At 40.3% G+C, this 26,741-nt stretch carries 19 protein-coding genes and 1 tRNA gene; 8 read left to right on the top strand and 12 right to left on the bottom strand.

Annotated features, from left to right (window positions below; all coding sequences use genetic code 11):
- Positions 1–136: 136 nt before the first annotated feature.
- The gene (locus AACM45_RS04150) at positions 137–1,282 is read left to right on the top strand and encodes a T9SS C-terminal target domain-containing protein (protein ID WP_339140960.1); all 1,146 of its coding nucleotides are present in this window, start codon (positions 137–139) and stop codon (positions 1,280–1,282) included.
- Positions 1,283–1,367: 85 nt separating this feature from the next.
- The gene (locus tag AACM45_RS04145) at positions 1,368–2,213 is read left to right on the top strand and encodes a DUF2911 domain-containing protein (RefSeq protein ID WP_339140959.1); all 846 of its coding nucleotides are present in this window, start codon (positions 1,368–1,370) and stop codon (positions 2,211–2,213) included.
- Positions 2,214–2,262: 49 nt separating this feature from the next.
- On the opposite strand, the gene AACM45_RS04140 is transcribed toward AACM45_RS04145, so the two are convergent.
- The 7 genes from AACM45_RS04140 to AACM45_RS04110 form a co-directional block, all read right to left on the bottom strand.
- A complete protein-coding gene (locus tag AACM45_RS04140; RefSeq protein WP_339140957.1) occupies positions 2,263–3,969 on the bottom strand; it encodes a sodium:solute symporter in 1,707 nt (568 codons plus the stop codon).
- Between the two features lie 106 nt (positions 3,970–4,075).
- Positions 4,076–6,613 (bottom strand): PIG-L family deacetylase, encoded by a 2,538-nt coding sequence (locus AACM45_RS04135; RefSeq protein WP_339140956.1) that lies wholly within the window; start codon positions 6,611–6,613, stop codon positions 4,076–4,078.
- Between the two features lie 232 nt (positions 6,614–6,845).
- Entirely contained in the window at positions 6,846–7,397 is a 552-nt protein-coding gene (locus AACM45_RS04130; RefSeq protein ID WP_339140955.1) for a mechanosensitive ion channel domain-containing protein, read from the bottom strand.
- A complete protein-coding gene (locus AACM45_RS04125; protein WP_339140953.1) occupies positions 7,394–8,362 on the bottom strand; it encodes a septum formation inhibitor Maf in 969 nt (322 codons plus the stop codon). The genes AACM45_RS04130 and AACM45_RS04125 overlap by 4 nt, the downstream gene beginning before the upstream one ends.
- Before the next feature lie 33 nt (positions 8,363–8,395).
- Entirely contained in the window at positions 8,396–8,995 is a 600-nt protein-coding gene (locus tag AACM45_RS04120) for a Maf family nucleotide pyrophosphatase (RefSeq protein WP_339140952.1), read from the bottom strand.
- Complete coding sequence (locus tag AACM45_RS04115) at positions 8,988–9,515, bottom strand: KdsC family phosphatase (RefSeq protein ID WP_339140951.1); 528 nt, start codon at positions 9,513–9,515, stop codon at positions 8,988–8,990. Before AACM45_RS04115 ends, AACM45_RS04120 begins: the two co-directional genes overlap by 8 nt.
- Positions 9,499–10,260 carry a Rossmann-like and DUF2520 domain-containing protein gene (locus AACM45_RS04110; protein ID WP_339140950.1) on the bottom strand — a complete coding sequence of 254 codons (762 nt, stop codon included), beginning with the start codon at positions 10,258–10,260 and terminating at the stop codon, positions 9,499–9,501. The genes AACM45_RS04115 and AACM45_RS04110 overlap by 17 nt, the downstream gene beginning before the upstream one ends.
- Before the next feature lie 283 nt (positions 10,261–10,543).
- Here AACM45_RS04110 and ccsA point away from each other — a divergent pair, with 283 nt between their 5' ends.
- Positions 10,544–13,708 (top strand): cytochrome c biogenesis protein, encoded by a 3,165-nt coding sequence (gene ccsA / locus AACM45_RS04105; protein WP_339141186.1) that lies wholly within the window; start codon positions 10,544–10,546, stop codon positions 13,706–13,708.
- 41 nt (positions 13,709–13,749) lie between these two features.
- Here ccsA and AACM45_RS04100 read toward each other — a convergent pair whose 3' ends face one another.
- Entirely contained in the window at positions 13,750–15,045 is a 1,296-nt protein-coding gene (locus tag AACM45_RS04100; RefSeq protein ID WP_339140949.1) for a M14 family metallopeptidase, read from the bottom strand.
- Between the two features lie 212 nt (positions 15,046–15,257).
- Here AACM45_RS04100 and AACM45_RS04095 point away from each other — a divergent pair, with 212 nt between their 5' ends.
- The 3 genes from AACM45_RS04095 to bshB1 all read left to right on the top strand — a co-directional run bounded on the left by AACM45_RS04095 (position 15,258) and on the right by bshB1 (position 18,646).
- Positions 15,258–16,664, top strand: a complete 1,407-nt coding sequence (locus tag AACM45_RS04095) for an MATE family efflux transporter (RefSeq protein WP_339140948.1) — start codon at positions 15,258–15,260, stop codon at positions 16,662–16,664.
- A 90-nt stretch (positions 16,665–16,754) separates the two neighbouring features.
- Positions 16,755–17,924 carry a trans-sulfuration enzyme family protein gene (locus AACM45_RS04090; protein ID WP_339140947.1) on the top strand — a complete coding sequence of 390 codons (1,170 nt, stop codon included), beginning with the start codon at positions 16,755–16,757 and terminating at the stop codon, positions 17,922–17,924.
- Positions 17,924–18,646, top strand: coding sequence for a bacillithiol biosynthesis deacetylase BshB1 (gene bshB1 / locus AACM45_RS04085; RefSeq protein ID WP_339140946.1), 723 nt, complete (start codon positions 17,924–17,926; stop codon positions 18,644–18,646). Before AACM45_RS04090 ends, bshB1 begins: the two co-directional genes overlap by 1 nt.
- On the opposite strand, the gene AACM45_RS04080 is transcribed toward bshB1, so the two are convergent.
- Together AACM45_RS04080 and AACM45_RS04075 are read right to left on the bottom strand one after the other, a co-directional pair.
- Positions 18,643–20,736, bottom strand: a complete 2,094-nt coding sequence (locus AACM45_RS04080; RefSeq protein WP_339140944.1) for a tetratricopeptide repeat-containing sensor histidine kinase — start codon at positions 20,734–20,736, stop codon at positions 18,643–18,645. The two genes, bshB1 and AACM45_RS04080, sit on opposite strands and share 4 nt — an antisense overlap.
- A gap of 159 nt (positions 20,737–20,895) precedes the next feature.
- Positions 20,896–22,914, bottom strand: a complete 2,019-nt coding sequence (locus tag AACM45_RS04075) for a tetratricopeptide repeat-containing sensor histidine kinase (RefSeq protein ID WP_339140942.1) — start codon at positions 22,912–22,914, stop codon at positions 20,896–20,898.
- Positions 22,915–23,058: 144 nt separating this feature from the next.
- Here AACM45_RS04075 and AACM45_RS04070 point away from each other — a divergent pair.
- Positions 23,059–23,134, top strand: a tRNA-His gene (locus AACM45_RS04070).
- Positions 23,135–23,221: 87 nt separating this feature from the next.
- On the opposite strand, the gene AACM45_RS04065 is transcribed toward AACM45_RS04070, so the two are convergent.
- Positions 23,222–24,790, bottom strand: coding sequence for a M28 family peptidase (locus AACM45_RS04065; protein ID WP_339140940.1), 1,569 nt, complete (start codon positions 24,788–24,790; stop codon positions 23,222–23,224).
- 55 nt (positions 24,791–24,845) lie between these two features.
- Positions 24,846–25,694, bottom strand: a complete 849-nt coding sequence (locus AACM45_RS04060) for an AraC family transcriptional regulator (RefSeq protein ID WP_339140938.1) — start codon at positions 25,692–25,694, stop codon at positions 24,846–24,848.
- Between the two features lie 126 nt (positions 25,695–25,820).
- On the opposite strand from AACM45_RS04060, the gene AACM45_RS04055 reads away from it, so the two are divergent.
- A complete protein-coding gene (locus AACM45_RS04055; RefSeq protein ID WP_339140937.1) occupies positions 25,821–26,738 on the top strand; it encodes a dihydrodipicolinate synthase family protein in 918 nt (305 codons plus the stop codon).
- The last annotated feature ends 3 nt before the right edge of the window (positions 26,739–26,741 follow it).

Here is a 26,741-nt window from a genome sequence, read left to right as displayed (position 1 = left end):
AGCAATATTGTTGAATAAAAAATATTAAAAGTTAAACAAAAATTAATAGATAACGGTATATCGAATTTTTCTTTTGTTTGCCCAAATAATTGCCTAGCCGTCTTATTCTTTATTAATTTCACAATTTACTGGCAGTGTGAAAGCGTTACTTTTTTTTCTAGGCATGTTTTTTACGACCGTCTTATGGTCGCAAACGGTTACCACCCAAATCGGTGAACTTCCAGCTTTGGTCAAGGAAACTTCCGGACTGCTTTTTTACAATGGTCGATTGATAACACACAATGATTCCGGTAATCTTCCTCAGTTGTATGAAATAGACACTACGTCCCTGGCCATCGTAAGAACGGTAACCATAGCAAATGTTCAAAATATTGATTGGGAAGACCTTACCCAAGATGATGACTTTATCTACATCGGTGATTTTGGTAATAATCGCGGTGATAGGCGAGACCTTCGAATTCTCAAGATCTCTAAAACGGATTATGGGCTTTCCGATGTGGTCGTAGCCGAAGAGATCAACTTCATGTATGAGGATCAAATGGATTTTGAGACTACAGAGGATAGTGATTTTGATGCGGAATCCCTTTTTTCCCTTCAAGATGACTTAATCGTACTTACCAAACAATGGCAGCAGAAAGGAACGGTCGCCTATCGCATACCAAAAATCCCTGGTGCATTTTTAGCCGAACGTATGGATACTTACCAAGTGGATGGACTTGTGACCGCCGCCGTATTCGATAGTGCCAGTAGTCGATTGTTTCTCGTGGGGTATTCTGAATTTTTGGTTCCGTTTTTTGCAACTATAGCCGATGTCAATCCGGATGCTATTTTTGGAGGGGAAAAAGAAAAAACGAATCTTGATATTGGTTTTGCACAAGTAGAAGCCCTAGCCCTAATTACACCTGACCATTTTTATGTCAGTTCTGAAGAATTTATAAATCCGCCCATAGTGAATACCGCCTCAAGGCTGTTCTCGCTTTTGCTGAACGAATCGCAAGAAGGGGAAGGTGGGGGTGTAGACCCTATTGATACGGAAGTGGATCCAGAAGGATTCATAGTTTTTAAAACCTTTGGCTCAAATCAACTCAACTACAACTTAAATATAACCGAAGGTATTGTCGCCATGGGTATCTTCGATAGTTCTGGCAGACTGATTTCATATGAACCCCTTGAACGAATCACAACAGACCCGATTGATATTTCTACATTGGGACAATCGTTGTATTATCTGACCTTTTTTTTAGTAGACGGCGCGATCTCCGCCCCATTTTATAAAGACTGAATATTCTTTAAGTATTCGTTAACATTTGACCTGTAGCTTTATAATTAGTTTTGTCGCGCATATCACTAATTAAAACACTATAATAATGAAAAAATTACTAGTATTTACGATGGCTGCGATGGTTTCTTTTGTAGCTATGGGGCAAATTGAGACCCCGCAACCGAGTCCTGCCGCGAAAATTTGGCAGACGGTCGGTTTGACCGAGGTAACCGTTGATTATTCTAGACCTTCTATGCGAGGTAGAACGATTTACGGGGATTTGGTTCCATTCGGGGCTCTATGGAGAACGGGTGCGAATGCCTATACCAAGATAACCTTCAATAAGGATGTTACCATTGGCGAAAAGCCCGTCAAAGCTGGAACGTATTCTATTTTTACAAAACCGGGAGAGAAAGAATGGGAGGTTTTCTTTTATACAGATACGCAAGGCGGCGGTGTTCCGAGGGAATGGGACGAAAGCAAGGTCGTTGCCCATACCAAAGTAGCTACGATGCCCATGGAAATGCCCGTAGAGACCTTTACCATGACGATTGATGATGTTACCAATAAAGGTGCTAATTTGGGTATCATATGGGAGAATACCTATGTCGCCGTTCCCTTTACCGTAGGTACCGATACTGAGGTCGTTGCGAACATCGAACGTGTAATGGCCGGCCCAAGCGCAGGTGATTATTACGCATCTGCAGTGTATTATGCCACTGAGGGGAAAGACATCACCAAAGCCAAAGAATGGATGGACAAGGCCATGGCAATGACGGAAAACCCAAGATTCTGGCAATTAAGGCAACAATCATTGATTTTGGCAAAAGCCGGTGATAAAAAAGGCGCTATCGAAACAGCAAAAAAATCTTTGGCCGGTGCTGAGGAGGCCGGTAACCAAGACTACGTGAAAATGAACAAAGATTCCCTAAAAGAGTGGGGGGCCTTGTAGATTACACCGAATAATGTTGATTGAACCCTGACCAAAGTGTCGGGGTTTTTTATGTTTTCAGAGGTGGGTTCTTCAATGTCCTATCCAAGACTTCCAACAAAAGGGCAAGTACGACCACCAATGCGCATCCAAAAGCATTCAGCCATAAATATGACATCCAGTCTTGATGCCATCCTAAAATCACAATGGCCTGGGTAACCAATGCTGCGATGAAAACGGCATTTCCCTTGACGAACTTTAAAAAAAACGCAATAAGGAATATCCCCAAGACATTACCGTAGAAAATTGACCCAATAATATTTACCAACTGTATTAAATTGTCAAATAGATTGGCAACGCATGCTATAATTATGGCTATCACCCCCCAAATCAGTGTAAACCATTTAGTGGCCGTGACATAATGTTTCTGGGTAAATTCCCCTTGTTTGTTGCGTTTGTAAAGATCTAAAGCACTTATGGTACCAAGGGCATTAAGTTCTGATGCCGTAGATGACATAGCCGCCGATAATATCACGGCTAGCAGCAGCCCTATCAAACCTTTTGGCAAGTTATTGAGTATGAAATGTATGAAAACATAGTCTTTATCATTGGTCTCAACGATTTCATCTGCCTCACTGATAAGGGTCTTGGCCGCATCCCGATTCATTCGCTCTTCGTTATTTACCGCGACCACATTCAGTTTGGCCTGTTCGATAGCGTCAAAATCCTTTAATTTCAGTGCCTTTGCGTAGTCGTTTTGGGCCATCCGTTTTTCCAACTCCAATTTCTGATGATCCTCTTTTAGGGCGGTGTAGTCATCGGCGAGTCCAGAGGCCAAAATGGCTTCCGTCGCTGCGGGGTTGAAATTCAATGGTGAGGGGTTGTACTGGTAAAAGACAAAAACCATGACGCCAACCAAGAGAATGAAAAATTGAAGTGGCACTTTCAACAATGCATTGAATATCAATCCGAGTTGACTTTCACGGATGGATTTACCCGACAAATACCGTTGCACTTGGCTTTGGTCTGCCCCAAAATAAGACATAAACAGAAAAAAGGCACCTAGGGTACCGCTCCAAAAATTATAGCGATTGTTCCAATCAAATTCAAAATCAAGAATATTTAGTTTTCCGTTGGCACCTGCTATTTTTAAGGTCTCGGAAAATGAAATATCATTAGGGAGGCTTCCTAAAATAAAAAAGAATGTAAAGAACATTCCGAAAAGAATAACGAACATCTGCTGCTTTTGGGTAACGCTAACGGCCTTTGTGCCACCAGAGACAGTATAGATAATGACCAGCGAACCAATGATGATATTCAAGGTCCTTAAATCCCAACCCAATACTGCAGAGAGAATTATAGAGGGGGCGAATATGGTAATACCTGCCGCGAGTCCACGTTGCACTAAAAAGATGACCGCAGCCAAGGTCCTTGTTTTTAAGTCAAACCTTTTTTCGAGCATTTCATATGCGGTAAATACCTTAAGCTTATGATAAATGGGTATGAATACGATACAGATGACGATCATAGCCAGCGGTAGGCCGAAATAGAATTGAACAAAGCCCATACCATCATGGAATGCTTGCCCAGGTGTGGATAAAAAGGTAATCGCACTGGCTTGTGTAGCCATAACGGAGAGCCCAATAGTCCACCATTTCGCGTTATTACCGCCTTTTACGTAGTCGTCGACATTTCTGTTATCCTTTGTTTTCCAGACACCGAAGCCAACAATGAACAATAATGTACCACTTAAAATAATCCAGTCGATTACAGCCATTTACTAGATGTTAGCCTTCATGATGTAAAGAAAAAGAAGAATATAGAAGGTGTTCAATACGAGAACAATGGTATACTCTTTTTTCCAAACGAATTTATTCAATGTATCATCCTTTGATTTCATTTTCTTTCTCAACGTTATCCTTGCCTAAAGATAGCATATTCGCAAATAGCTTGTAGGCCCCCGAAACACCAGCTGGAAGCTCCCTGAAAAAACTCAACCCGGTGTAAATGTAATTTCCCTTACCGTATGGGGCCACCAAAAGGCTACCTTTCTTCGCAGGTTCACCACTATCACCCATTGATAGTATTGGCGTGAATTGTGCGTCCCATTCATTTGGAAAGTATAGTCCGCGTTCTTGTACCCAACCCTCAAAGTCTTTTTCGGTTATAGGATTGGGGGAGTTTACTATGGGGTGGTTTTTGGCAATGATATCGACTTTCGCGTTTTCGTCGGTAACCCTATCCCTTGAGATGGTCAATGGATAAGGGGCGATGTTCTTGAATTGTTGTCGCCAGCGACCAGCGGTATTGTATTGTACGATCAAATTACCCCCATTTTTGACATAGTCGAGCAAAATGGGTTGTTTGAATCTTAAATCGTCCAATACATTGTATGCCCGAATACCCACAACGATACCATCATATTTATCTAAAGTGCCTTCTTCAATGGTAGCTATGTCTATGGGGTAAACGTTATACCCAATCTGCCTTAGACTTTCGGGTACTTTATCACCCGCCCCTACGATGTAACCTATATTCTCACCGCTTTTTTGGATGTTCAAACGAACGACCTTCGCCTCACTATCAAGTAAAATTGACTGTTTTGGAACATGATCATATATGATTTCAACGAGTTTTTTGTCATATGTTCTACCTGACATCGAAATTTTAGGGCTAATAAATCCCTCACTTTCCTTGGTTGGCGGCCTAACTTCAAAATAAACGGTTTGTACTGCTCCTTTTTGGGCAATATTAAAGTTGATCGATTTAGGTTTAACCTCCCAACTATCAGGATGGTTCAAACTGGCGGTACCCGAAATACTATCCGTACCGGCACGTATGGCCAACGCAATCTGTTTGGGTTGCGAATCAGCAAAAATGACAACATCATCGGCAAAACTGGAAGTAACTTTTGGGAGAACTACAAAGGGTTCATGCAATTCACCTTTATCAGGTTTTGAGTGGCGATAGATCAACGGTTTGGTAAAACGGATACGGGTACTATTGTTGAATTCCAATTCAAATCCAACCTGAAAGGCGTTAGGGGTACTTGGTTTACCGATCAATGATTTATTCGATACCTCGTACATGCCCAAACTACCCTTTTCATTCAACCAATAGGGGCTTGTGAAGGTCTTGTCGGAAGGTATGGAAAACGTAAGCTCCAAATTATGTTTTTCATTGTCCTTGAGTTCCAAATCTGGTTTTAATGAAGCACTAACATCGTTGATAGTAATGGATTTGAGTGTAATCTGGTTTGAGCTGCGATTCAAAACCTCAAAATCAACTTTGACATTCCCATTTGGGGTAGTGGAGGCGCTTGAGGCATTGGCTTCTAGAAAAATACCGGAGCAAGCCAAAATGATATCCTTAAGGTGTTCCGCCTTTAAATTTTTCCAATGCTCATTTTCCAACTGTTGAATGAGCGCATATGCTTCCATCAATTGAGGAAGATGTACCGCTGGATCATTAAAATCAAAGTTTTTTTCAACCCCGGTCAGAATTTCACCGATGGCACCACCACCTTCGACCCTAGACCAAGTGGTATCGATACCTTCAAAGATGTTTGATTTGTCATTAGGCAAATCCCCTTTAAGCAATTCGATATACTCTGTTTGTGAACCTCTGGTGGAAACCCTTCCAAATCCTTGGCAGAGGTGTTGACTGCTGGCAAGAGAGGCAATTTCATTATTGGAAATACCGAGTTTCGGATAATATTTACCCGTGTCCATTTGCAATAGGTTCGATTTGTCTGCTTGCGCAAACTTTTCGCGACTGCCATAAAACCACCATGAAGTGTTGAAAAAAAGCCTTTTAGGCTGCCAGGGTTGAACCGCGCCAAGTTGCTCGGGATATGCGTTTGGATTACCGGCTAGGTCAAAAGCCTCATGGCTTAGCATTGCCGATGCCGTATGGTGCCCATGTGTCGTGCCAGGACTTCTATGATCGAATCTGTTGATGATAACATCTGGTCTTAATTGTCGAATGTTCCATATTACATCACTTAAAACGTTCTTCTTCTCCCATATTTGCAATGTCTCATCTGGATGTTTGGAGAACCCGAAATCATTGGCGCGTGAAAACCGTTGTTCCCCTCCGTCGACCCTTCTTGCAGCCAGTAACTCCTGCGTTCTTAAAACCCCAAGAAGCTCCCTCAATTCAGGTCCAATCAAATTTTGCCCACCATCACCTCGCGTAAGCGAAAGATATACGGTTCTTGCTTTTACTTCGTTGGACAGGTACGAGATCAATCGTGTATTTTCATCATCAGGATGCGCGGCAACATATAGGACGGTGCCTAAAAAATTAAGTTTTTGTAACTCATGATGAATTTCGGCAGAAGATAGTTTTTTGGGTGCTTGGGCGTTTAAAAGAATGCAAAATAAGGTTAAGGCAATACTTAATGCCTTCATTTTACGCATAATGGATGGTTTTTGGTTAATAGAAACAAAAAGGTCTTACAAAACGCAGGTAGCACGATTCCCGAATTCTTTTCTGTTCTTTTTAGCGGCAACCTAAAAATGAAACCAGAACTGTCGAGGACCAACTGGGCACATAAAGTACAACTACCATTTGAAAAAGACGTACTTGTCCTAGATTCAAAGATAAAAATATTACCAACCTTGGGGTTTACATTTAGAGATTCTTTAACAGCTAAAGGGACTGTTCCAAATCTTCGCTGGTCGCCACTTGTTTTTGGATCAAGACGACACCCTTTTGTAACAAAAGACTGTTCGGATAGGTCAATAATTCACCATTGTCCTTTTTAAGGTTAATATTAAAAGCTTGAATGTCAATGATAATTGCCTCTTCTGGGAAATCTTTGTCAAGAATACGTATGCGGTCACCTATCTTGAAAGGGAAGTAAAAGAATAAGATGATACCAGCAGTAACATTACTTAAAATGGACCAAGAGGCGAATAGGGCTACCCCCAATACGGCAAATATTGATGAGACGATAAGTCCTAATTCCCTAAAATCAACCCCCCAAATAAAAATGAAGGCTATAATCATTAAAAAGAAGAGCCCAAACGTGATATATCTTCCGACCAATACCGTGCGTACCTGATTGATATCACTTAACCTTCCGATTCGTCTAATGGTCTTAACGGCAAGAAATCGTAGCAAAAGAAATAGCGCAATACAAATAGCAGTACCGACAAGCTCGCTGTTATATGAATGTAAGACCTCCTTTAACGAATTCATAGATCCAAACTATCCCGAAGGTGTTCAAATTTCGTGGAATTCTGCCTCCAATAAGGTGATTTCAGACTTTTAAGTTTTGTTCCCTTTGAAGTCAAAGTCTTTGCATTTGCACCGTAACCACTTTTAAATTCTTCGGTCCATCCCTCGATGGTGTATGGAAATTCTTTAGAGAAATCAATAGTCAATTTTCTGAGGCCTTTCGCATATTCTATGGTGTATGTACTGATTGCTCCATCCGTGGTCAAGGTACAATTTGCTTTCATCGCCTGAACTGGAAGGTGTTTGACCCTGAAAAACTCCAGTGATGGAATAATGTCGATTTCACCGATAGGTAAATCGGAAGGAGAAATACGGATTTTATTCCAGATTTCATTTTCTAACAGCGCTTTTTCCAAAGTAAGGTTTTGGTCGGCCTCATTTTCAAAATAAGAGTGTGACGTAAATTCGAATTCCTCACGGTTGTTCAGTTGAGAATAAACGTGTCCGCACCACTCTTGAATGGATAAACTGGTTTTGATCGCATGCTGGTTGTCATGAACAGGATAAAAAGTACTGCTCATTATGGAATAGGGGTAGATACCCGTTACGTATTTTTTGGTAGCATTAAGTTTGAGTACCGGTATGTTTGATGGGTTACTACGATCCGCCTTTACCTGAACTTCTGGTAAAAAAGGTTCGGTGACATAGACTAAAACTGCTTTTCCATCCCTTAGCTCCCCATAACGGGCCTGCTCCAATTTATAAGAGGTGATTTCCGCCTCGCCGGCGTACCAATATTTCTTGAATGCCTCAGAAAGGTTTTTTCTAGGGCTGTTCTTAGCGTTCGACGTATCCGTATCCCCACTATTCATAAATGAGGCCAACTCTTCTTTCGAAGTATCTGATTTTTGCTTGCATCCTTCGAAAACAGTTACTGCCAAAGCGAACAAGATTAAAATCAATTCAAAGCGAAACCATCTTTTCATAGTTGAAATTTTTGTAAAAATAACTAAGAATGACTAGTCAACCATAGCTGTTAACGTTTTGTAAACGATATGTGTAGGAAGACCAACAACATTATTGTAAGAACCCTCAATGGCCTCGATACCGATGGCACCTAGCCAATCTTGAATGCCATATGCCCCAGCTTTGTCAAAGGGTTTCCATTTTGAAACGTAAAAACGAATCTCTTCTCGGGTCAATGGACAAAATTTCACCTTGGTGGTCGCACTTACCGTTTTTTGTTTTTGGGTCGTTGTGAAGCTTACTGCAGAAATGACTTCATGCCAATCCCCTGATAACTTTGTTAGCATTTCAATAGCTTCATTTTCATTATTGGCCTTGGCCAAAGATTGTTCTTTGTGCCAAACTACAGTGTCAGAAGTCACCAAAATTTCATTTGTTTTTAAAGTGTCTTTAAAAACACTCGCCTTTAGTTGGGCAAGATAGATTGCTATTTCAGCTGCTTTCAAGTCATTTGGGTATACTTCATCTACAGGGTGTAACCTTATTTCAAACTCAATGCCCAGGTCTTCAAAAAACTTTTTGCGCCTTGGTGATCCCGAGGCCAAAATCAAACGATGTTCGATCAGTTTTTTCGCAAGCGGATTCTCAATCATTTTTTGCACTGAAATTAGAGTCCCAATCACCCCGCACTTTGAGAACTTGTTCTATGATATCGCGAACACAGCCCTCGCCACCGTTCTTATGGGAAACATAATCTGCGATTACTTTTACCTCAGCTACCGCATTTTGCGGGCAGGTGGCCAACTGAATCATTTTCATTGGGGGAATATCGGGTACGTCATCACCCATGTAGAGCACATTTTCAGGTTTGATATCGTAAATGTCAAGGTATTCTTCCAAAGGTTCGGTCTTATGGTGCGCACCCAGATAGATATCGGTTACGCCCAAACCTTTTAATCTGCTACGGACCCCTTCATTGGTACCGCCTGAAATGATACATACATTATACCCCTTTATCAGTGCGGTCTTAAGGGCATAGCCGTCTTTGACGTTCATTTTACGAAGCATTTCACCGGTGTCTGTAATCAACACGGAACCATCGGTAAATACACCATCAACATCAAAAACAAAAGTGGTGATTTGGTTCAGGTATTCTTTATAATTTTTCTTCATAAGTGGTTTTAATGGATTCACTTAATAGTTGATATATTTTTTTTTGAATCGGACTTTTAAGTTGGTCTAGATGTTTTTGCATGGTCAGGTTGTCTCCCCTTCTTGCCGGGCCGGTTTGTGCCTTCTTTGGGTTGGCGTGCCCAAGTTTGGCAATTGATTCATGTAATAGCGGTTTCAACAGCTCAAAAGACAGTTTTTGTTCTTTGCAAAGCTCTGAGGCAATATAAAACAAGTGGTTTGAGAAGTTGTTGGCAAAGACCGCCGCTAAATGGAGGTATTGTCTTTGGGCTGAGCTTATTTCATGAACTGATCTCGATATTTTCAAGCCCATTGTCCTAAGAAGGGCCAAATCAGATTCTTCGGTGGCCTCAATACAAATAGGAATGGTATTGAAATCAATTTCCCTATTCATGGTAAAACTTTGTAGGGGATAGAAAACGCCTTTTCTCTTTGCCTTGATTACATCCATCTGCACCCCGCCCGAGGTATGGCAGACCAATCCGGTTTTTTTGTCAAGCAATTCGGCCACATCGGGTATGGCATCGTCATTTACCGCAATCAAATAGAGATCTGCACTTTTAATGTGTTCAGGGTGGGTAGTGATCTCAATACTTTCATTGAACCTCTCAAGGGTTTTGTTGTTCCGTCCAAAAACCTGAATGACATTAATATCATCGATCTCCAGTAGGGTGGTGTATAAATGAAAGGCAACGTTTCCAGAACCTAGGATAACAATCGAAATCATATTCAAAAGTACGAACTTGATTTCTTAGATATAGAACTCGTTTAAACTTTTTCAATTGGCTGAATCCCGACGGTTCGGGAGCCCTTTTTCACCTACTTTTTGTCTTTTTTCCCATTCCGTGAGCTGCTACCTGCCTACCGACGAGGCAGGTTCGCTTCAATCCAAAAAAGTTTAAACGAGTTCATTCTAAAATAATTAACAATTTTGTTCAACCTTTTCTTGATGTCTGAAGCACTTAAAATCATTTAAAACGAAGTATTTTTGCATGCCAAAGACAGAGGGTATGGTAGAACTGCTTAAAAAGACACTTTTCTCTACACGATTAATGGCGGTTTTGTTTTTGTTGTTTGCTGCGGCAATGGCCATAGGCACGTTCGTTGAAAGCAGTTATAGTACGGAAACGGCCCGAATATACATCTACAATGCCACTTGGTTTGAGGCCATTATGGTCTTTTTTGTAATCAACTTCACCGGCAATATTTTTAGGTATAAGCTTTTACAATGGAAAAAATGGCCTGTTTTGATACTGCACTTATCTTGGATACTGATCATTATCGGTGCATTTGTAACAAGATATATCAGTTATGAGGGCATGATGCCGATTCGCGAGGGAGCATCAGAAAAGGTATTTTATTCTGATAAAACATACTTGACCGCTTATGTTGATGGTGATTTGAATGGCCAAATGATGCGCAAGACCTTACAGCATCCTATTTTGGTGACACCCGAAGGAAAGCGGAGTAACTTGCCTTGGCGTGAGGATTTTAATGGTCAGGCTTTTACGATTGAATATAAAGATTTTATCAAAGGCGCAAAAGAAGGCCTGATCCTTGACGAAAATGGTAAGTACTATTTGAAAATCGTTGAGGCGGGCGATGGGCAACGACACGAGCATTATTTAGAGGATGGTGGTATCTCAAGCATCCATAATGTACTTTTTGCACTGAACAAAGAAACTGATGGGGCAATCAACATCCATACTACCGATAGCACCTACCTCATTTCAACGCCTTTTGATGGTGACTTTATGCGAATGGCCGATCAGTTTAAAGGACGAGTTGTAAAAGATAGTCTGCAAACCCTGCAATTACGGTCTTTATACACTATGGCGAATATGCAATTCGTGATTCCTGAGCCACTCATTAAAGGCAAGTATGGTGTAGTGAAAGTACCCGATGAAGAAATTACCAAACTAACCTTGGACGCCTTGGTAGTCACCGTTACCGCCAATGGGGAAACCGTTGAGAAGAAGTTATTGGGCAGTAAGGGTACCGCTGAGTTCAGCGATAGGTTTAAAGTAGGCGCATTGGAATTCGCATTGTCTTATGGTTCGAAAGTTTATGAGCTTCCGTTTCATATGAAGCTCAATGATTTTATTGCAGAAAAATATCCCGGTACCGAGGCAAGTTACAAGTCATTTATGAGTAAAATCACGGTTGAAGATGAAAAACCCTTCGACTACGATATTTACATGAACCATGTTTTAGACCATAAGGGATATCGCTTTTTTCAGGCAAGTTTTGACCCAGATGAAAAGGGCACGGTCTTATCCGTGAATCACGATCAGTGGGGTACTTGGATTACATACATAGGTTATTTTTTACTTTACGCTGGTTTAATGGGTATCATGTTCTTTGGAAAGACAAGGTTTAAAGAGCTCTCTAAATCATTGGGTAAGTTGAAAAAGAAAAAAGCAGCATTGACCGCAGGATTGTTTTTATTCGGATTTCTAGGGCTACAGGCCCAAGAAAATAATGAGCATGATAAGCGGTTACCCACAAAAGCGCAAATTGATTCTGTTTTGGCCTCCACAACGGTAAGCAAAGAACATTCCGATAAATTTGGGGCCTTGGTCATTCAAGACGAGGGGGGGCGTATGAAGCCCATTCATACCTTCTCTTCGGAGTTGTTACGTAAATTGAGCGGCAAGAATGAGTTTAATGGAATGAATCCAGATCAAGTGCTTATTTCCATGATGCTCAATCCACCAGCTTGGTATAATACAGCGTTCATTGCCCTGGGGAAGAAAGAAAATGATAGCATACGGGAAATAGTGGGAGTACCTAAAGAGCAAAAATTTGTCAAGGCTACGGATTTCTTTGATGCCACGGGAATGTATAAGCTTAAGCCCTATATGGAGGAAGCTACGTCCACCAATAATCCCAATAACTTTCAAAAAGATTTTAAGAAGGTCAATGAGCGTTTAGGACTTTTGAATATGGCATTGAGCGGTGAAATCGTAAAGATATTTCCCTTATTGAATGACGAGAACAATAAGTGGATTTCACCATTGGAATTTAGAAGTGGCGATTATCAGGTAGCGGACTCTCTTTATGCCAATTTTATGAACAATGGATTGCCCTACTACCTAAATACAGTTCGGCAAGCTATAAAAACCGGTGACTATACACAAGCTGACAAACTATTGGCCGCATTCAAACAGAACCAAAAGAACCATGGTGCCGAAGTATTACCATCTGACAGCAAAATAGCGACTGAAATTTTATACAATAAACTGGATATATTCAATCGCTTATACCGCTATTATGGACTTGTTGGTGCGCTCCTGTTTTTTGTGCTGATTTTCAAGATCTTCAAAGAGCGTGAACTATGGAACGCAGCAAGTTTCTTTTTAAAAGGCATCATTATTCTATTCTTTATTTGGCATACCGCGGGGTTGATTTTACGTTGGTATATTTCTGGTCACGCGCCGTGGAGTGATGCTTACGAAAGTATCCTATATGTGTCTTGGGCCACAATGGGTATGGGATTGGCTTTTGGCCGCAAGAGTGAATTGACACTCGCCGCCAGTGCCTTTGTGACCTGTATGTTGCTTTGGATTGCCCATCAAAGCTGGGTGGACCCTAAAATTGCCAATCTAGTGCCAGTTTTAGACAGTTATTGGGTAATGATCCATGTACCTATAATAGTAGGAAGTTATGGCCCGTTTACTGTAAGTATGATTTTGGGCATAGTTGCTTTGGCACTCATGATACTGACCACCAAAAAGAACAAAAAACGAATGGAGATCAACCTTAAAGAGTTGACCATCATCAACGAATTAGCACTGACCGTTGGCTTGATAATGTTGAGCATTGGTAACTTCTTGGGCGGCCAATGGGCCAATGAAAGTTGGGGGCGTTATTGGGGCTGGGACCCCAAAGAAACTTGGGCCTTGATTTCCATCATGATCTATGCTTTCGTACTGCACATGCGTTTGGTGCCTGGTCTACGCGGCAAATGGATTTATAATTTTATGAGTATCGTTGCTTATGCCAGTATTATGATGACCTATTTTGGGGTAAATTTTTATTTGGTAGGGCTGCATAGTTATGCCAGCGGTGATCAGGTCATTACACCAACCTTTGTTTGGTACACCGTATTAGGGATTTTTATCCTTGGTGGGTTGAGTCTTTGGAGGTACCGGGTGAACTATGCAAAAAGCTAGTCGTGGATGCACAAGGCAAGCATGATTCAGAAAGCAGGGTCTCATTCCTTCATTAACAAACGCATCAATTCTTCGGCCGCCACTTTGCCTTTTTCCTTTAAAAATGGTCTAGGGGTATTATCGCCCAACTCGAAAACTATGGCAGGCATATTATGGTTCACAAAAAAGTAGGTACGTGAAACCATAGTAGGGTCAAGTTGCTTAGAGGCCTTTACGTTGGTTTGTTTTTGGGGTAAACGCTCGCTAATACCCTCAATCCAATCAAACACGATTTTTCCCCTTTGACCGGTAGCCAAGGTATCCAAAGGATAGTAAATATCATCCCAAGTAGAGTGAAAATCCGCACCAAAAACGAATTCATATCCTTCAGCCTCTTTTTTTCTTAAAAAATCGCGAACGCTTCTGGTCTCTGGCTGATTGAAATTTTGCCAATCCCGATTCAGGTCTATCCCACCCATGTTATGGCGCCAATGTCCATTATCTACCCCATCGGGATTCATTAATGGTACGGCAAAAACGGTAAAATCATTCCGGAATTTTTTGGCTTTTTCACTTCCTCCAGATAATGTCTCCATAAACGACTTCATTGCCAGAAAACCCGTAACCTCTGGCGGATGTTGCCGAGATATGATCATTAAGGCTTTTTTGCTGTTTTTGTTGGCCTTGACCTCCATCAGGTTCATAGGACGACCTTCGGTGCTTTTTCCGATTTCATAGTTCTGAACAAAAGGTTTGTTCGCTAACGAATCCATCCACTTTCCAACGGTTTCTGAGGTATAAAGTTCTTGGGCGGCAATCCATAATGGGGTATTTCCTATTTCCAAGCGCAATTTTGCCATTTCTGGTGCAGCTTTGATTCCGAATTCACCCTCACCAAGATTGATAGGTTTAAAACGGGTGCTATCCAAAGGCTTAAAACGAATTCCGTCAGTACTTATCTTAGGGTAATACCTGCTTCTTGAGTCTTGATAAGAAAGTCGTACCGTAATTTCCCTAGGATTTTCAGTCCATATCTTGAAGGCATACCACGGACTCACGTTGATAGGGGTGTTTTCTGCGGTTATCCAAACCGTATAATGGTCATTACTATCATCGGCTACCCCATTAAGACGGGCGCCATCAAAATCATTTGAAAAGAAAGTCGTACTATCTTCAAATGTCCAAATCCCTTTCCACTGTTTTTGAACGGGCCTATTGACGGTAGGTACTACCGGACTTTTGGGTTGCCCTTGATATCCTTTATCGGCAATAGCTTTCTTTTTGACCGTAGACTCGGTGTTTTTGCATGCCGTGAGGGTTACGAGCAATAGCACTAGGGATAAGCGAATCGGTTTCATCACTTTAAGGTGGTTTTTGATTTTAGTATGATATTACAAAAAAAAACCACTTCAATTTGGTGAGACGCTTTTTTTTAGCATCTTTGTTTCATCATGAAGTTATAGAAATTATGTATTGCAGCGATGTCATGGCCGAAAGGCGATTTAGGTAACCGAAGCACTTTTCGGTCAGTAGGCATCATTCTTTTTTTTACTAACATAATTTCATTTTAATGACGACACAACCAATATCCATAAAAAAGCTATTCAGGTATTTTATCATTGCCGTTACCGGCAAGGAAACTGAATTCACAACTGGAAGCATTCGCAAGGCGATTTTTATGCTTTCGGTACCCATGATCTTAGAAATGCTCATGGAAAGTATTTTTGCATTGGTCGATATTGCCTATGTTTCTCAAGTCAGCGTCAATGCCGTGGCGACGGTTGGCCTGACCGAATCGGTTATCACGTTGATTTATGCCGTGGCCATCGGCTTAAGTATGGCGGCAACTGCGGTAGTGGCCCGTAGGGTAGGGGCCAAAGACATCAAAGGGGCTAGGGAGGCAGCTGTACAAGCGATTTTATTAGGAATTGCCGTTGCTTTGATCGTAGGTCTTTTCGGTTTTTTATTTCATAAAGAAATATTGGCATTGATGGGTGCCCAACCTGACTTAATCGCAGAAGGTGCAGGGTATACAAAATGGTTGATAGGTGGCAATATTACGATAATGCTACTTTTCTTGATCAATGCGATTTTCAGGGGGGCGGGAGATGCCTCAATCGCCATGTGGACCCTAGTTTTATCAAATGGACTCAATATTATTTTAGATCCCCTGTTCATATTCGGATGGGGACCTTTTCCTGAATTAGGGGTAATGGGCGCGGCCATTGCGACGAATATCGGAAGGGGAACGGCCGTGTTATTTCAATTGGGTATTTTATTGTTCGGATGGGGTAGGATAAGGATTGCTTTCCACGATTTTATGGTCAACACCAAGGTAATGCTGAACCTGATAAAAGTATCTTTAGGTGGCATTGCCCAATTTTTGATAGGGACTTCAAGCTGGGTGTTCTTAATGCGTATCATAGCAGAATTTGGCAGTGAGGTGTTGGCAGGGTATACCATAGCGATTCGAGTAATGTTATTTACATTAATGCCCTCATGGGGCATGAGTAATGCGGCTGCCACACTTGTGGGCCAAAATCTTGGCGCCCAACAACCAGACCGTGCCGAAAGCTCTGTTTGGAAAACGGGAAAATATAATGCATTGTTCATGGGTTTGGTATCATTGATATACCTCTTTTTCGCCAAAGAGATCGTTGGTTGGTTCAATGATAATACGGTGGTTGTGGAAAACGGCGGACTTTGTCTTCAAATCATAGCCGCAGGCTATATTTTCTATGCTTACGGTATGGTGGTTACCCAAGCATTCAACGGTTCAGGTGATACGAGAACCCCGACAAAAATCAATTTTATTTCTTTTTGGATGTTTCAGTTGCCCGTGGCCTATGCTTTGGCCTTTCTTTTTGATTTTGGTGCAACTGGGGTGTTCATTGCGATTACGACCGCTGAAATATTACTTGCTGTGTTAGCCATAGTTTGGTTTAAAAGGGGAAAATGGAAATCTTTTGAGGTTTGATAATTGGTTTTGGCATATGCTATACCCCTGATATTATATGACGGGCATTCTTGATGATTTTGCTAACTTTAGGGTCAATTTAGTTTAGATATGAGTAAAGATAAAATAGGTTTGAATACCATTTGCACCCATGTGGGTGAAGTACCCGACAAGCAATTCAAAGGTGCGGTCTCACCCATGTACATGAGTACTTCATATGCCTTTGAAGATGTCGATGTTAAAAGGTATCCCAGATATTTTAATACACCCAATCAAGAAGGCTTGAGTAAAAAAATTGCGGCTTTGGAACATGCTGAGGCCGCTTTGATATTTGGCAGTGGTATGGCGGCCATTAGTCATGCCTTAATGGCATTTTTACAAGCGGGGGACCATGTCATTTTTCAGCAGACACTTTACGGGGGCACTTATAATTTTGCCACAACACAGCTCGAAAAATATGGCATATCATATTCCTTCGCGGAAGGATGGGGTGCAGAGGATATCGAAAGGGAAATTAAGCCGAATACAAAGGTCATCTATATCGAGACCCCGTCAAATCCGCTTTTGACCATTACCGATATGACGGCGGTTGCTGAATTGGCCAAGAAAAACAAGCTACTAACGATGATCGACAATACCTTTGCCAGTCCGGTAAATCAAAATCCTGCGGATTTTGGAATCGATGTTATCATTCATAGTGCCACGAAATATATGGGGGGGCATTCAGATATTTGTGCGGGTGCTGTCGCTGCCTCACAAGCCTATATTGATGCAATTTGGGAATCTTCGATTTGTTTTGGCGGTAGTTTGAGTGATCAAACGGTGTGGCTCTTGGAACGAAGTTTAAAAACAATGGGACTTCGGGTAACCGCTCAAAATAACAATGCACAGAAAATGGCTGAATTCTTAGAAGGTCATGAAGATATTGATGCCGTGTATTACCCTGGCCTAAGGTCCCACAAAGACCATATATTGGCAAAATCTCAGATGCATGGTTTCGGGGGAATGCTTTCTTTTGAGTTAAAACCTCCTTTGGATGCCTCGCAATTTATGAAGTCCCTTCAATTGATCAAACCATCCATGAGTTTGGCAGGTGTCGAAAGTACAATGCTTTCACCAGTGTTGACTTCGCATGCCTTAATGTCAAAAGAGGACAGGGAAAAACAGGGCATACGCGATGGCTTAATACGCTTCTCAGTGGGTATTGAAGAAGTAAAGGATTTGAAAGGTGATATTGAACAAGCTTTGACCCATGTAAAAACGAAATCCGTATTGGCATAATGAAGTTGGATATTTTAGTATTTGGGGCGCATCCTGACGATGCCGAGTTGGGTGCTGGGGCAACCATAGCAAAAGAAGTGGCAAACGGTAAGAAAGTTGGTATTGTTGATTTGACCAGGGGGGAACTGGGAACTCGGGGAAGTGCCCGGATTCGTGATGAAGAAGCGGCAAAGGCCGCTAAGATATTAGGGGTCTCTGCCAGGGAAAATTTAGGTTTTGCCGATGGTTTCTTTGTAAATGATAAAGAACATCAACTGGAAGTCATTCGTGTGATACGCAAATACCAACCAGAAATAGTCTTGTGCAATGCGATTGATGATCGTCATATCGATCACGGTAAAGGCAGTAAATTGGTAAGTGACGCTTGTTTTCTAAGTGGATTACTTAAAATTAATACCAAAGCTGATGGAGTGGATTCGTGGCAAGACCCTTGGAGACCAAAATTGGTATATCATTTCATACAATGGAAAAACCTAGAACCTGATTTTGTCGTAGACGTTTCTGATTTTATCGAAACAAAAACGAAAGCTATTTTGGCCTATGGTTCCCAATTTTACGATCCTAACAGTGATGAACCTGAAACTCCAATAAGTAGCAAGAATTTTATCGATAGTGTGAATTATAGGGCGCGTGACTTGGGCAGACTTATAGGTGTTGCCCATGCAGAGGGCTTCAATGTAGAACGTTATGCCGCAGTTGATCGTATTACAGACCTTATCTAACTTGCTTTTTTGTACTTTTTGACAACCCTAGGTATGGTGAAGTAAAAGGTAGAGCCCTTTTTAGGCAGGCTTTCAACCCATATTTCCCCTTTGTTTTTGAGTACCATCTCTTTACATAACGAAAGACCAAGGCCGGTTCCCTTCTCATTGTTGGTACCATAGGTCGTAATGTTCGAATTATCGGAAAATATCTTTTGCATGACATCATTGTCCATACCAATGCCGGTATCCCTTACCCTTATGTTCCAAACTGCTTTGTTTTCTTCTGCTTCAATGGTAATCAGACCATTTTCAGGCGTAAATTTAATGGCATTGCTGATGAGGTTTCGTATAACGATATCAATATGGTTTTCATCGAAATATCCCATTGCATTTTCCGTAACTTGATTAATGATCTTGATTGACTTGACCGCAGCAAGCTCAGATAAAAATTGGATATTGCGTTCAACCAACTTGTGTATCGAATTGATCTTTGGCCGTGTAACGGTACCGTTCATTTGGGCGTGCCCCCATGATAATAAGTTGTTGAGGGTAAAAAGAATATGATCTACATCGGTTTTGAGTTTAGGCACAAAACCAATAAAATCATCTTTAGCCAAATCACCGTTTGAAAAGAGTTTTAAAATACCTTGCAATGCCCCAATCGGACCTCGTAGGTCATGACCTATAATGGAGAATAACTTGTCTTTGGTCTTATTTATCTCGTTGAGTTCTTTTTCCCTATCCTTTAAAATTTCGGTTTTTGACTTCAGTAACTTATTGAGCTTTTTTTGCTTTTTTTGGTTGAAGTATAAGGGTATCGTAGTGCCAAGAAGAATCAATAATATTATTATCGAAGCTGTAATGTAGTTTCGCTGTTTCGCCAAGGTCTTTTCGTTTTTGGCTATCAGCTCTTTTTTCTGTTGGTCGTAATTCAGTTTCGTTTTTAGCAGGGTAAGGCTTCGTTTATTCTCGTCCCTAGATAAGGAATCAGAGATTTTCTGAAAGGTTTCATGATAGCCAAGGGCCCTTTCAAAATCTTGCTTGTTCTTATTTAATTCGTAAAGTACTTCAGCACAATTCATCTGGCCCTCCAAAGATTTTATTTTTTTGGAAACCTCAAACCCCTCTAAGGCGTATGTATTGGCCACAGTATAATTTTCTAAGCCTAGATGTGCCTTGGCCATTCCTTTAAGTAAATCTATCTTACCACGTTCATCTTGAAGGTTTTCATGAAGAATGTTACTTTGATCGAACCAATAAAGGGCCCATTTGAACTTATTCTGTTTTAAATAGATTTCTCCTTTGACCCCATAAACGTAGGCCAACCAATCGTAGATTTCCTTTTTCTCGAATATCGCGATACTTTGGTTGACATTATACATGGCATAATCAAAATTGCCCATATCGGCATGTATTGATGCTATATTACCCATCGTCTCTGCAGAAAATATTTCGTCACCGATGTCTTTGTTAAGTTGTTTGACGATTTTATAAAAGTCCAGTGCTTGTTCGAATTCTTTTTGCGCGGCGTATAGGTTTGCAATATTCTCATTTAAAATGGAAAGCATTTTATTGTCTGAGATATCACTAGCCTTATCAATTGCCAAAAGGTAACTTTCCAAAGCTTTGGCATAATTGCCCGTATACGAATATTCAGTTGCCAAATCGTTTAACAATGCCGTTGATAGTTTTATGTTTTTCAACGAATCTGCCAAACTAAGAGCTTCTCTATAATAGGTAATGGCCCTTACCGTGTTCCCGTTATCAGAGAAATGATCTCCGATATTGTTCATTGCCCTACTGATGCCGAGAGGATAATTTCCCTTCTTACTTAAAGCAAGCGCTTCTTCTGATAATGATAACAGGCTATCGGTCTTTACAAATCTTAAGGTGCCCCCCAACCGTATTAGGGTATTGATATAGGTGGTATCACTATGCAGGTTTTTGGCCTTTTTTCGATGTTTTGAAATAACGAACGAAAGGCTATCTTTTGAGCTGTATTGTGAAAATGAAGGCTGCGAGGTCAATAGAAAAAATAGCACTATGCAAATAATGCTAAAAATCCTATTGGGAATTGGTCTTGTGTTGTAGGTTAAATTAAGGGGCATGGGTGCCTTTCAAATTAGGGCTAAACTAACTTACAAAAACCGAGTAGACCAATAATTGTTGTGAAAACACTATTTTTTGTGTGTTTCAACGCTTAAATTAGGTATTTCATCGATGTTTTAGGTGAATCTTAAAATTCGCAATCTTCAATCGAATGCAAATTAATTTCCCTTGGTCTTAAAAAATAACTTAAAGCAACTACCTGTATTGGGCGTGCTTTCTATATGTAAACGTCCTTTATTTATCTTTAAAAGTTCTTTGCAGATATCCAAACCTAGTCCGGTACCTTTTTCGTTATCCGTACCTGGGTTTGAAACGATGTTCCGTCCATTTAAAATCGAGTTGATCATATTCTTGTCCATTCCGATACCACTGTCACATATTTCAATTACAGTTTCTTCTGGTTCAACGGCGTAGGTAATACGTATTTCACCTTTTTTGTCACTGTATTTGATGGCATTGAAAATAATATTCCTAAGTATGATCTTGATATGCTCTTTGTCTACAAAAATCTGGATGTTATCACCTTCTTTGTGTACAACCAAAAGCTCTTTTTTTGCGATTTGCTCTTGGTACAAGACAATAATTTCGTCGATTACCCCTTTAAGGTTTACAGGTTCAGGTACTGCTGAAATACCATTCATTTGTTTCTGTGCCCAAAACAAGAGGTTGTTCAGGGTAAAGGCACTATGATCTACATTTTCTTTTAATCTAGGGGTTATTTTAGCAATTTGTTTTTCTGTGATCCCTTTGTTTTTATAAAGGGCCAAAAGTTCTTGCAAAGTATTGATAGGTGCTTTTAAATCGTGGCCAATGATAGAGAAAACCTTATCTTTTGTGGCGTTGATTTGAATCAATTGTTCATTGGCGATTTTTTGGGTTTTAATATTTCTTCTAATGAGAAACAAGATGGCCAGAAAGGGGATCAAAAGCACGATTGACAAATAGGTAATTGCCTTCTGCCGTTCTAACTTCTTCTTATTTTCAATTTCAATACGTTTTTGTTCTTCTTCGAAATTATTCTCGGCTTCCAACATCAGAAACTTTGTGGTATTGTCGGCAACTTGAATGGAATCAGCAAGGTTACCGGAAGCTTCTAAATAGGCTATCGCCAATTCTGGTTGATTTTTTTCCTTATGGATTTGATAAAGTATGTCAAATGCCCTAATCAATCCCGGATATAGATTGATTGACCTTGAAATCGTTTCTGCCCTCAACGCATATGATTCGCTTAGGCGTAACTCATTTTTCATCAAGTAAGATGCTGCAAGCCCTAGATAGGTCTCGGCCTCACGCTGTTTATCATCGATATCGAGAAGTAATTGTTCCGATTTTTTGAAGTTCGCTATGGCTTTGTCAAATTCTCCTTGTTTCAGGGCTATTTCGCCCAGATTGATGTAGACAAATGCCGTCCAAGCTCCAATTCGATGTGTTTCAAAAATATGCAATGCATCATGGGAGTATTTACTTGCCTTGACGTATTCCCCTTTTTGAATAAATGAATACCCCAAATTGCTGAGTACTTCAGCCAGCTGTACTTCATCATTCATGGTTTTAAGCAACTTGAGGCAATTTTGATAGTAGGGCAATGCCCTTTCGGCGTCCCTCAGTATGGCAAACGAGGTAGCGATGTTCATATTGAATACGACCTGCATTTCCTTATTATTGGTTCTTTCAGATTCCATTTTGCCCTTTTGACATACCAGATATCCTTTTGGATACTCCCCTTTCATAAAATGCCCCATTCCCAGAACATTCAGCGTTCTTAGGTAAATGGTATCAGCCTTTATTTCTTTGGATAGTCTTTCGGTTAGTTGGGCATGCTCGAATGCTTTACTGAATTTTCCGCTAAGCATATGGGCAGTTGCCAAAGCTAGATTTGAACCTGCAATTCCCTTGCTATACCCTTCTTTCTTACTTATTTCCAATGATTTTGAAGCCAGTTGCAACATGCTGTCCCTGTTGTGATAGGCATAACTATTGGCAAGTTGATAGATGGTTTTGATGTAGGTTGTATCGGTCTCATTGAAGTCTTTCAAAGATTCTAGGTTCTTCCTCTTGCTTTCAAGACTATCCCTGAACCTTACCTGTGCCGTAACACTTTGTACCACCAGAAAAAAAGTAAAAACCACCCGAAAAGATTTGAAACCATCACAAAAACAGGAATGGAATAGCTTCATACGGTAGGGTAAAACGTGTAGGTTGAATTCAAAATAGCACTATTGTGCTGAAAAGATAGCTATTACGGCGGGCAAATCAAATTTGATATCATTTTTATTTGGAATGATGATATAAAAAAAATTATCTTTGCAACCGCTTTAAATGGTGGTTGTAGCTCAGCTGGTTAGAGCATCGGTTTGTGGTACCGAGGGTCGCCGGTTCGAACCCGGTCTTCCACCCAAAAAAGTAAGTAGAAAGCCCTAACATGATTGTTAGGGCTTTTTTATAGGGTAGCCATACCTCAAAAATGGGGTAGGGAAGACCTGACTATTTTGAAGTCGCTACGGGCTTATCGACAATAACCCTATTGGCCCGATTGGCAACCTCCCAAGCGGTATGAAAAACCAATCGCGTCCTATTGGCGAGTAAATCATAATTTATCTTATCTGGGGTATCACCAGGTTTGTGGTAATCATCGTGGGTACCATTGAAGTAGAAAATGATTGGAATATTGTTTTTGGCAAAATTGTAATGATCACTTCTATAATAAAAACGATTAGGGTCATTTTCATCGTTATAGGTATAATCGAATTCAATATTCGTATATTTTTTGTTCACTTCTTCCGATAGCTCATGAAGTTCAGTACTTAATTTATCAGATCCTATTAAGTAAAGATAGTTTCTGTCTCCTGTTCTTTTCGGATCAATACGGCCGATCATATCAATATTAAGATTGGCGACCGTGTTCTTAAGCGGAAAGATCGGCTCATAATCCGTGTAATATTTTGAACCTAAAAGTCCCTTCTCTTCACCGGTCACATGCAAGAACACCACGGAACGTTCAGGCCCATTGCCCTCACTCGCTGCCTTCTGAAACGCTTCTGCAATCTCTAAAAGCGCTACAGTACCCGATCCATCGTCATCAGCACCATTATTGATTTGATTATCCGCTGTAATTCCAATATGATCTAGATGCGAAGAAATAATTAGATACTCCTCAGGTTTCTTAGACCCCTTTATGATTGCCGCTACATTTTCTGAATCAATTTGACTATTCTTGCTTTCAATGTCAAGGCTTATGGGCATATCGATGCTTTTAGGCTCGTGGTCTTCTGAAATATTCTTTAAGATTGTGGTGGCTGCGGCCTCATTCAAAAGCACCGTAAAATTGTCACTGCTTTCCGCTTTCAACTGCATCCTTCCGCTGTCATTCGTTTTCATAAAATCAAAATAGCGCTTATACCGGGCGAAATTTTCGGTGTCGAAGTACAAAACGCCTTTGGCTCCTTTAGCGTAGGCAAGTTCAGATTTTTTCCCCAAGGCTTCTGACATATTGCCCCACACGGATTTTTCGCTTGTTCCCGAGATGACGTAGTTACCATCTTCAGTTCGCGGTTCCCCTGACTTTATCAAAACGAGCTTGTCGGTAACATCAAGGTTGGCAAAGTCGTTATATTTCCCATCTTCAATTCCATATCCAGCATATATGATTTCGCTAAAATTTCCTGAAGCTGTTGAAAATGTCAAAATATCCTTACCTACCCCGAACGGCTTATTATTGATTTTTATCCCACCTTCCGGTACTTTTCCTATTTCCAACGGTACTTTTTGAAAGTATTCATTGTCGCCTTGGGCTGCTGGAATGCCCATGACCTCATATGCATTTTTAAGATATGCTACGGCCTTTTTTTGACCGGGTTTTCCTGTTTCCCTACCTTCAAAATCATCTGAGGCGTAAATGAAAAGATGTTCTTTTAGTTCTTCTTCGGTAATGGTTTGGGCATATAATTTTGACCAATCTTGTGCTTTGGTATCCTCGGCCTTATCCATCACTGTCTTTTGCGATGAATTACAAGCTAATACAAATCCAAAACCTAATAGCAACAACTTTTTCATGATACTTAAATTCTTATGTTTCAAAAATACGGAAAGATGATGGCTGCTTGCAATATTAATTTAATGACATTCTTTCTTGATATTTAGAAGGGCTTATCCCCTTAACTGATTTAAAGTGTTTATTAAAGTTTGAAATGGTATTAAACCCTGACAATAAAGCTATCTCGGCTTTTGACATTTCTTTTTTTTCAAGTAATAACTGGCAGGCATGTTCAATTCTAACCTCAGTGACAAAGGTGAAAAACGATTTGTTACTACGTTGTTTAAAAAACCTACAAAGTGCATTCGGACTCATATGAATCAGGTCGGCAATGGTTTTCAGCTTGATTTCATCTTGAAAATTTTTCATAACATGGTCAAAAATCAACTGTAACCGCTTTCCATGATCGTTTGATAAACTTTTTTGGTAGGGGTAATTGCTTAGCGGTAAGCTATCTGTTGCCGAAAAAGATTTCAAAATATCAAGTAGTCTTAAGAAAAGCTCATATTTATTAAGGCTTTTTATCATTTTGAACTTTTCATAAATAGCACTATTAGCTGATTTTAAAGAGATTCCAAAATTGATTTTGTCAAAAAAAGGCGCTACTTGTTTCATTTCGGGTAAGTCAAAAAAGTTTTCCCCAAATGCATTGGGTAAGAAAAACAATGATAGCATTCTTGATTTGGTATTACTTACCCGGCTTTTGAAAAGATGGGGAATATTGCTGCCAATAGCAAAGGTGTCACCAGGTTCAAATCGATGTACTTTGTTACCCACGACCAACTTTCCCCTTCCCTCTAAAATATGGCTTATTTGAATTTCTTCATGTTGATGTAGTTTGTCAAAAAAACTTAAATCATGGTCTTCTTGTACCACAATATTCTCTTGCGGCTTCTTAGGAATTTTAAACGGATAGATTTTCATTTTTCCAAAAATTAACCCAATGGTATGATATATCTTAAAAAATAAGGTAATATAATACCAAAAATGGATAAAAAAAGAAAAATGGAAAGTATTTACTAGCAGTATTTTTATAAAAATTGAAAAAATATGGGAACATTAACTTGGCAAGGCGTTATGCCTGCGGTTACTACAAAATTTACTCCGAGTGATGAGTTGGATTTTAAAATGTTCAAGGTAAATATCAAAGCACAATTGGATGCAGGTGTTACTGGAATAATTCTCGGAGGAACCCTTGGTGAGGCAAGTACATTGTCAGATGAAGAAAAGAAAGCATTGATAATTGAAACAGTACGTATTGTCGATGGTAAAGTCCCCGTCATTATAAATATCGCTGAACAAACCACTAAAGGAGCTATTGAAGCTGCAAAAGTGGCTGAAAAATGCGGGGCAAAGGGCTTGATGATGTTACCTCCAATGCGATATAAGGCCAATGATTACGAAACCGTCGTTTATTTTAAAGCAGTTGCGAAAAGCACAAAATTGCCTATTATGGTCTACAACAATCCTGTGGATTATGGTATTGAAGTTACCTTAGACATGTTTGAAGCGCTTTTGGAATGCGACAATATTCAGGCGGTTAAGGAATCTACCAGGGATATTTCAAATATTACCAGGATCAAGAAAAGATTTGGAGATAGATTAAAAGTACTGACAGGGGTTGATACCCTTGGCCTAGAAAGTATTTTAATGGGTGCTGATGGATGGGTTGCCGGTCTGGTCTGCGCGTTTCCGGCAGAAACCTGTGCTATATATAAGTTGGCGAAGGCCAATAAGATAAAAGAAGCTTTAGAAATCTATCGCTGGTTTTTGCCATTATTAGAGCTTGATATCAATCCCCAATTGGTTCAAAATATTAAATTAGCGGAAGTTGCTACTGGTATTGGAACGGAAGTGGTTAGAGCGCCAAGACTTCCACTACAAGGTGCTGAACGAGAACGCGTTTTAAAAATTATTCAAGAAGGAATGGCAGAAAGACCGACCCTTCCTGATTATAAATCACTTTAGGCT

This window comes from Croceitalea sp. MTPC5, from assembly GCF_036985505.1.
Classification (GTDB): Bacteria; Bacteroidota; Bacteroidia; order Flavobacteriales; family Flavobacteriaceae; genus Croceitalea.
This window is presented reverse-complemented; position numbering and strand designations above follow the sequence as displayed.

Excerpts from the sequence above, each read along its gene's own strand:
- AACM45_RS04110 (WP_339140950.1), bottom strand. The coding sequence starts at position 10,260 with ATGATTTCGATTGTTATCCTAGGTTCTGGAAACGTTGCCTTTCATTTA.
- AACM45_RS04140 (WP_339140957.1), bottom strand. The coding sequence starts at position 3,969 with ATGGCTGTAATCGACTGGATTATTTTAAGTGGTACATTATTGTTCATT.
- AACM45_RS04115 (WP_339140951.1), bottom strand. The coding sequence starts at position 9,515 with ATGAAGAAAAATTATAAAGAATACCTGAACCAAATCACCACTTTTGTT.
- AACM45_RS04100 (WP_339140949.1), bottom strand. The coding sequence starts at position 15,045 with ATGAAACCGATTCGCTTATCCCTAGTGCTATTGCTCGTAACCCTCACG.
- ccsA (WP_339141186.1), top strand. The coding sequence starts at position 10,544 with ATGGTAGAACTGCTTAAAAAGACACTTTTCTCTACACGATTAATGGCG.
- AACM45_RS04135 (WP_339140956.1), bottom strand. The coding sequence starts at position 6,613 with ATGCGTAAAATGAAGGCATTAAGTATTGCCTTAACCTTATTTTGCATT.
- AACM45_RS04125 (WP_339140953.1), bottom strand. The coding sequence starts at position 8,362 with ATGAAAAGATGGTTTCGCTTTGAATTGATTTTAATCTTGTTCGCTTTG.
- AACM45_RS04060 (WP_339140938.1), bottom strand. The coding sequence starts at position 25,694 with ATGAAAATCTATCCGTTTAAAATTCCTAAGAAGCCGCAAGAGAATATT.
- AACM45_RS04145 (WP_339140959.1), top strand. The coding sequence starts at position 1,368 with ATGAAAAAATTACTAGTATTTACGATGGCTGCGATGGTTTCTTTTGTA.
- AACM45_RS04090 (WP_339140947.1), top strand. The coding sequence starts at position 16,755 with ATGAGTAAAGATAAAATAGGTTTGAATACCATTTGCACCCATGTGGGT.
- AACM45_RS04095 (WP_339140948.1), top strand. The coding sequence starts at position 15,258 with ATGACGACACAACCAATATCCATAAAAAAGCTATTCAGGTATTTTATC.
- AACM45_RS04130 (WP_339140955.1), bottom strand. The coding sequence starts at position 7,397 with ATGAATTCGTTAAAGGAGGTCTTACATTCATATAACAGCGAGCTTGTC.
- AACM45_RS04055 (WP_339140937.1), top strand. The coding sequence starts at position 25,821 with ATGGGAACATTAACTTGGCAAGGCGTTATGCCTGCGGTTACTACAAAA.
- AACM45_RS04120 (WP_339140952.1), bottom strand. The coding sequence starts at position 8,995 with ATGATTGAGAATCCGCTTGCGAAAAAACTGATCGAACATCGTTTGATT.
- AACM45_RS04080 (WP_339140944.1), bottom strand. The coding sequence starts at position 20,736 with ATGCCCCTTAATTTAACCTACAACACAAGACCAATTCCCAATAGGATT.
- AACM45_RS04075 (WP_339140942.1), bottom strand. The coding sequence starts at position 22,914 with ATGAAGCTATTCCATTCCTGTTTTTGTGATGGTTTCAAATCTTTTCGG.
- AACM45_RS04065 (WP_339140940.1), bottom strand. The coding sequence starts at position 24,790 with ATGAAAAAGTTGTTGCTATTAGGTTTTGGATTTGTATTAGCTTGTAAT.
- bshB1 (WP_339140946.1), top strand. The coding sequence starts at position 17,924 with ATGAAGTTGGATATTTTAGTATTTGGGGCGCATCCTGACGATGCCGAG.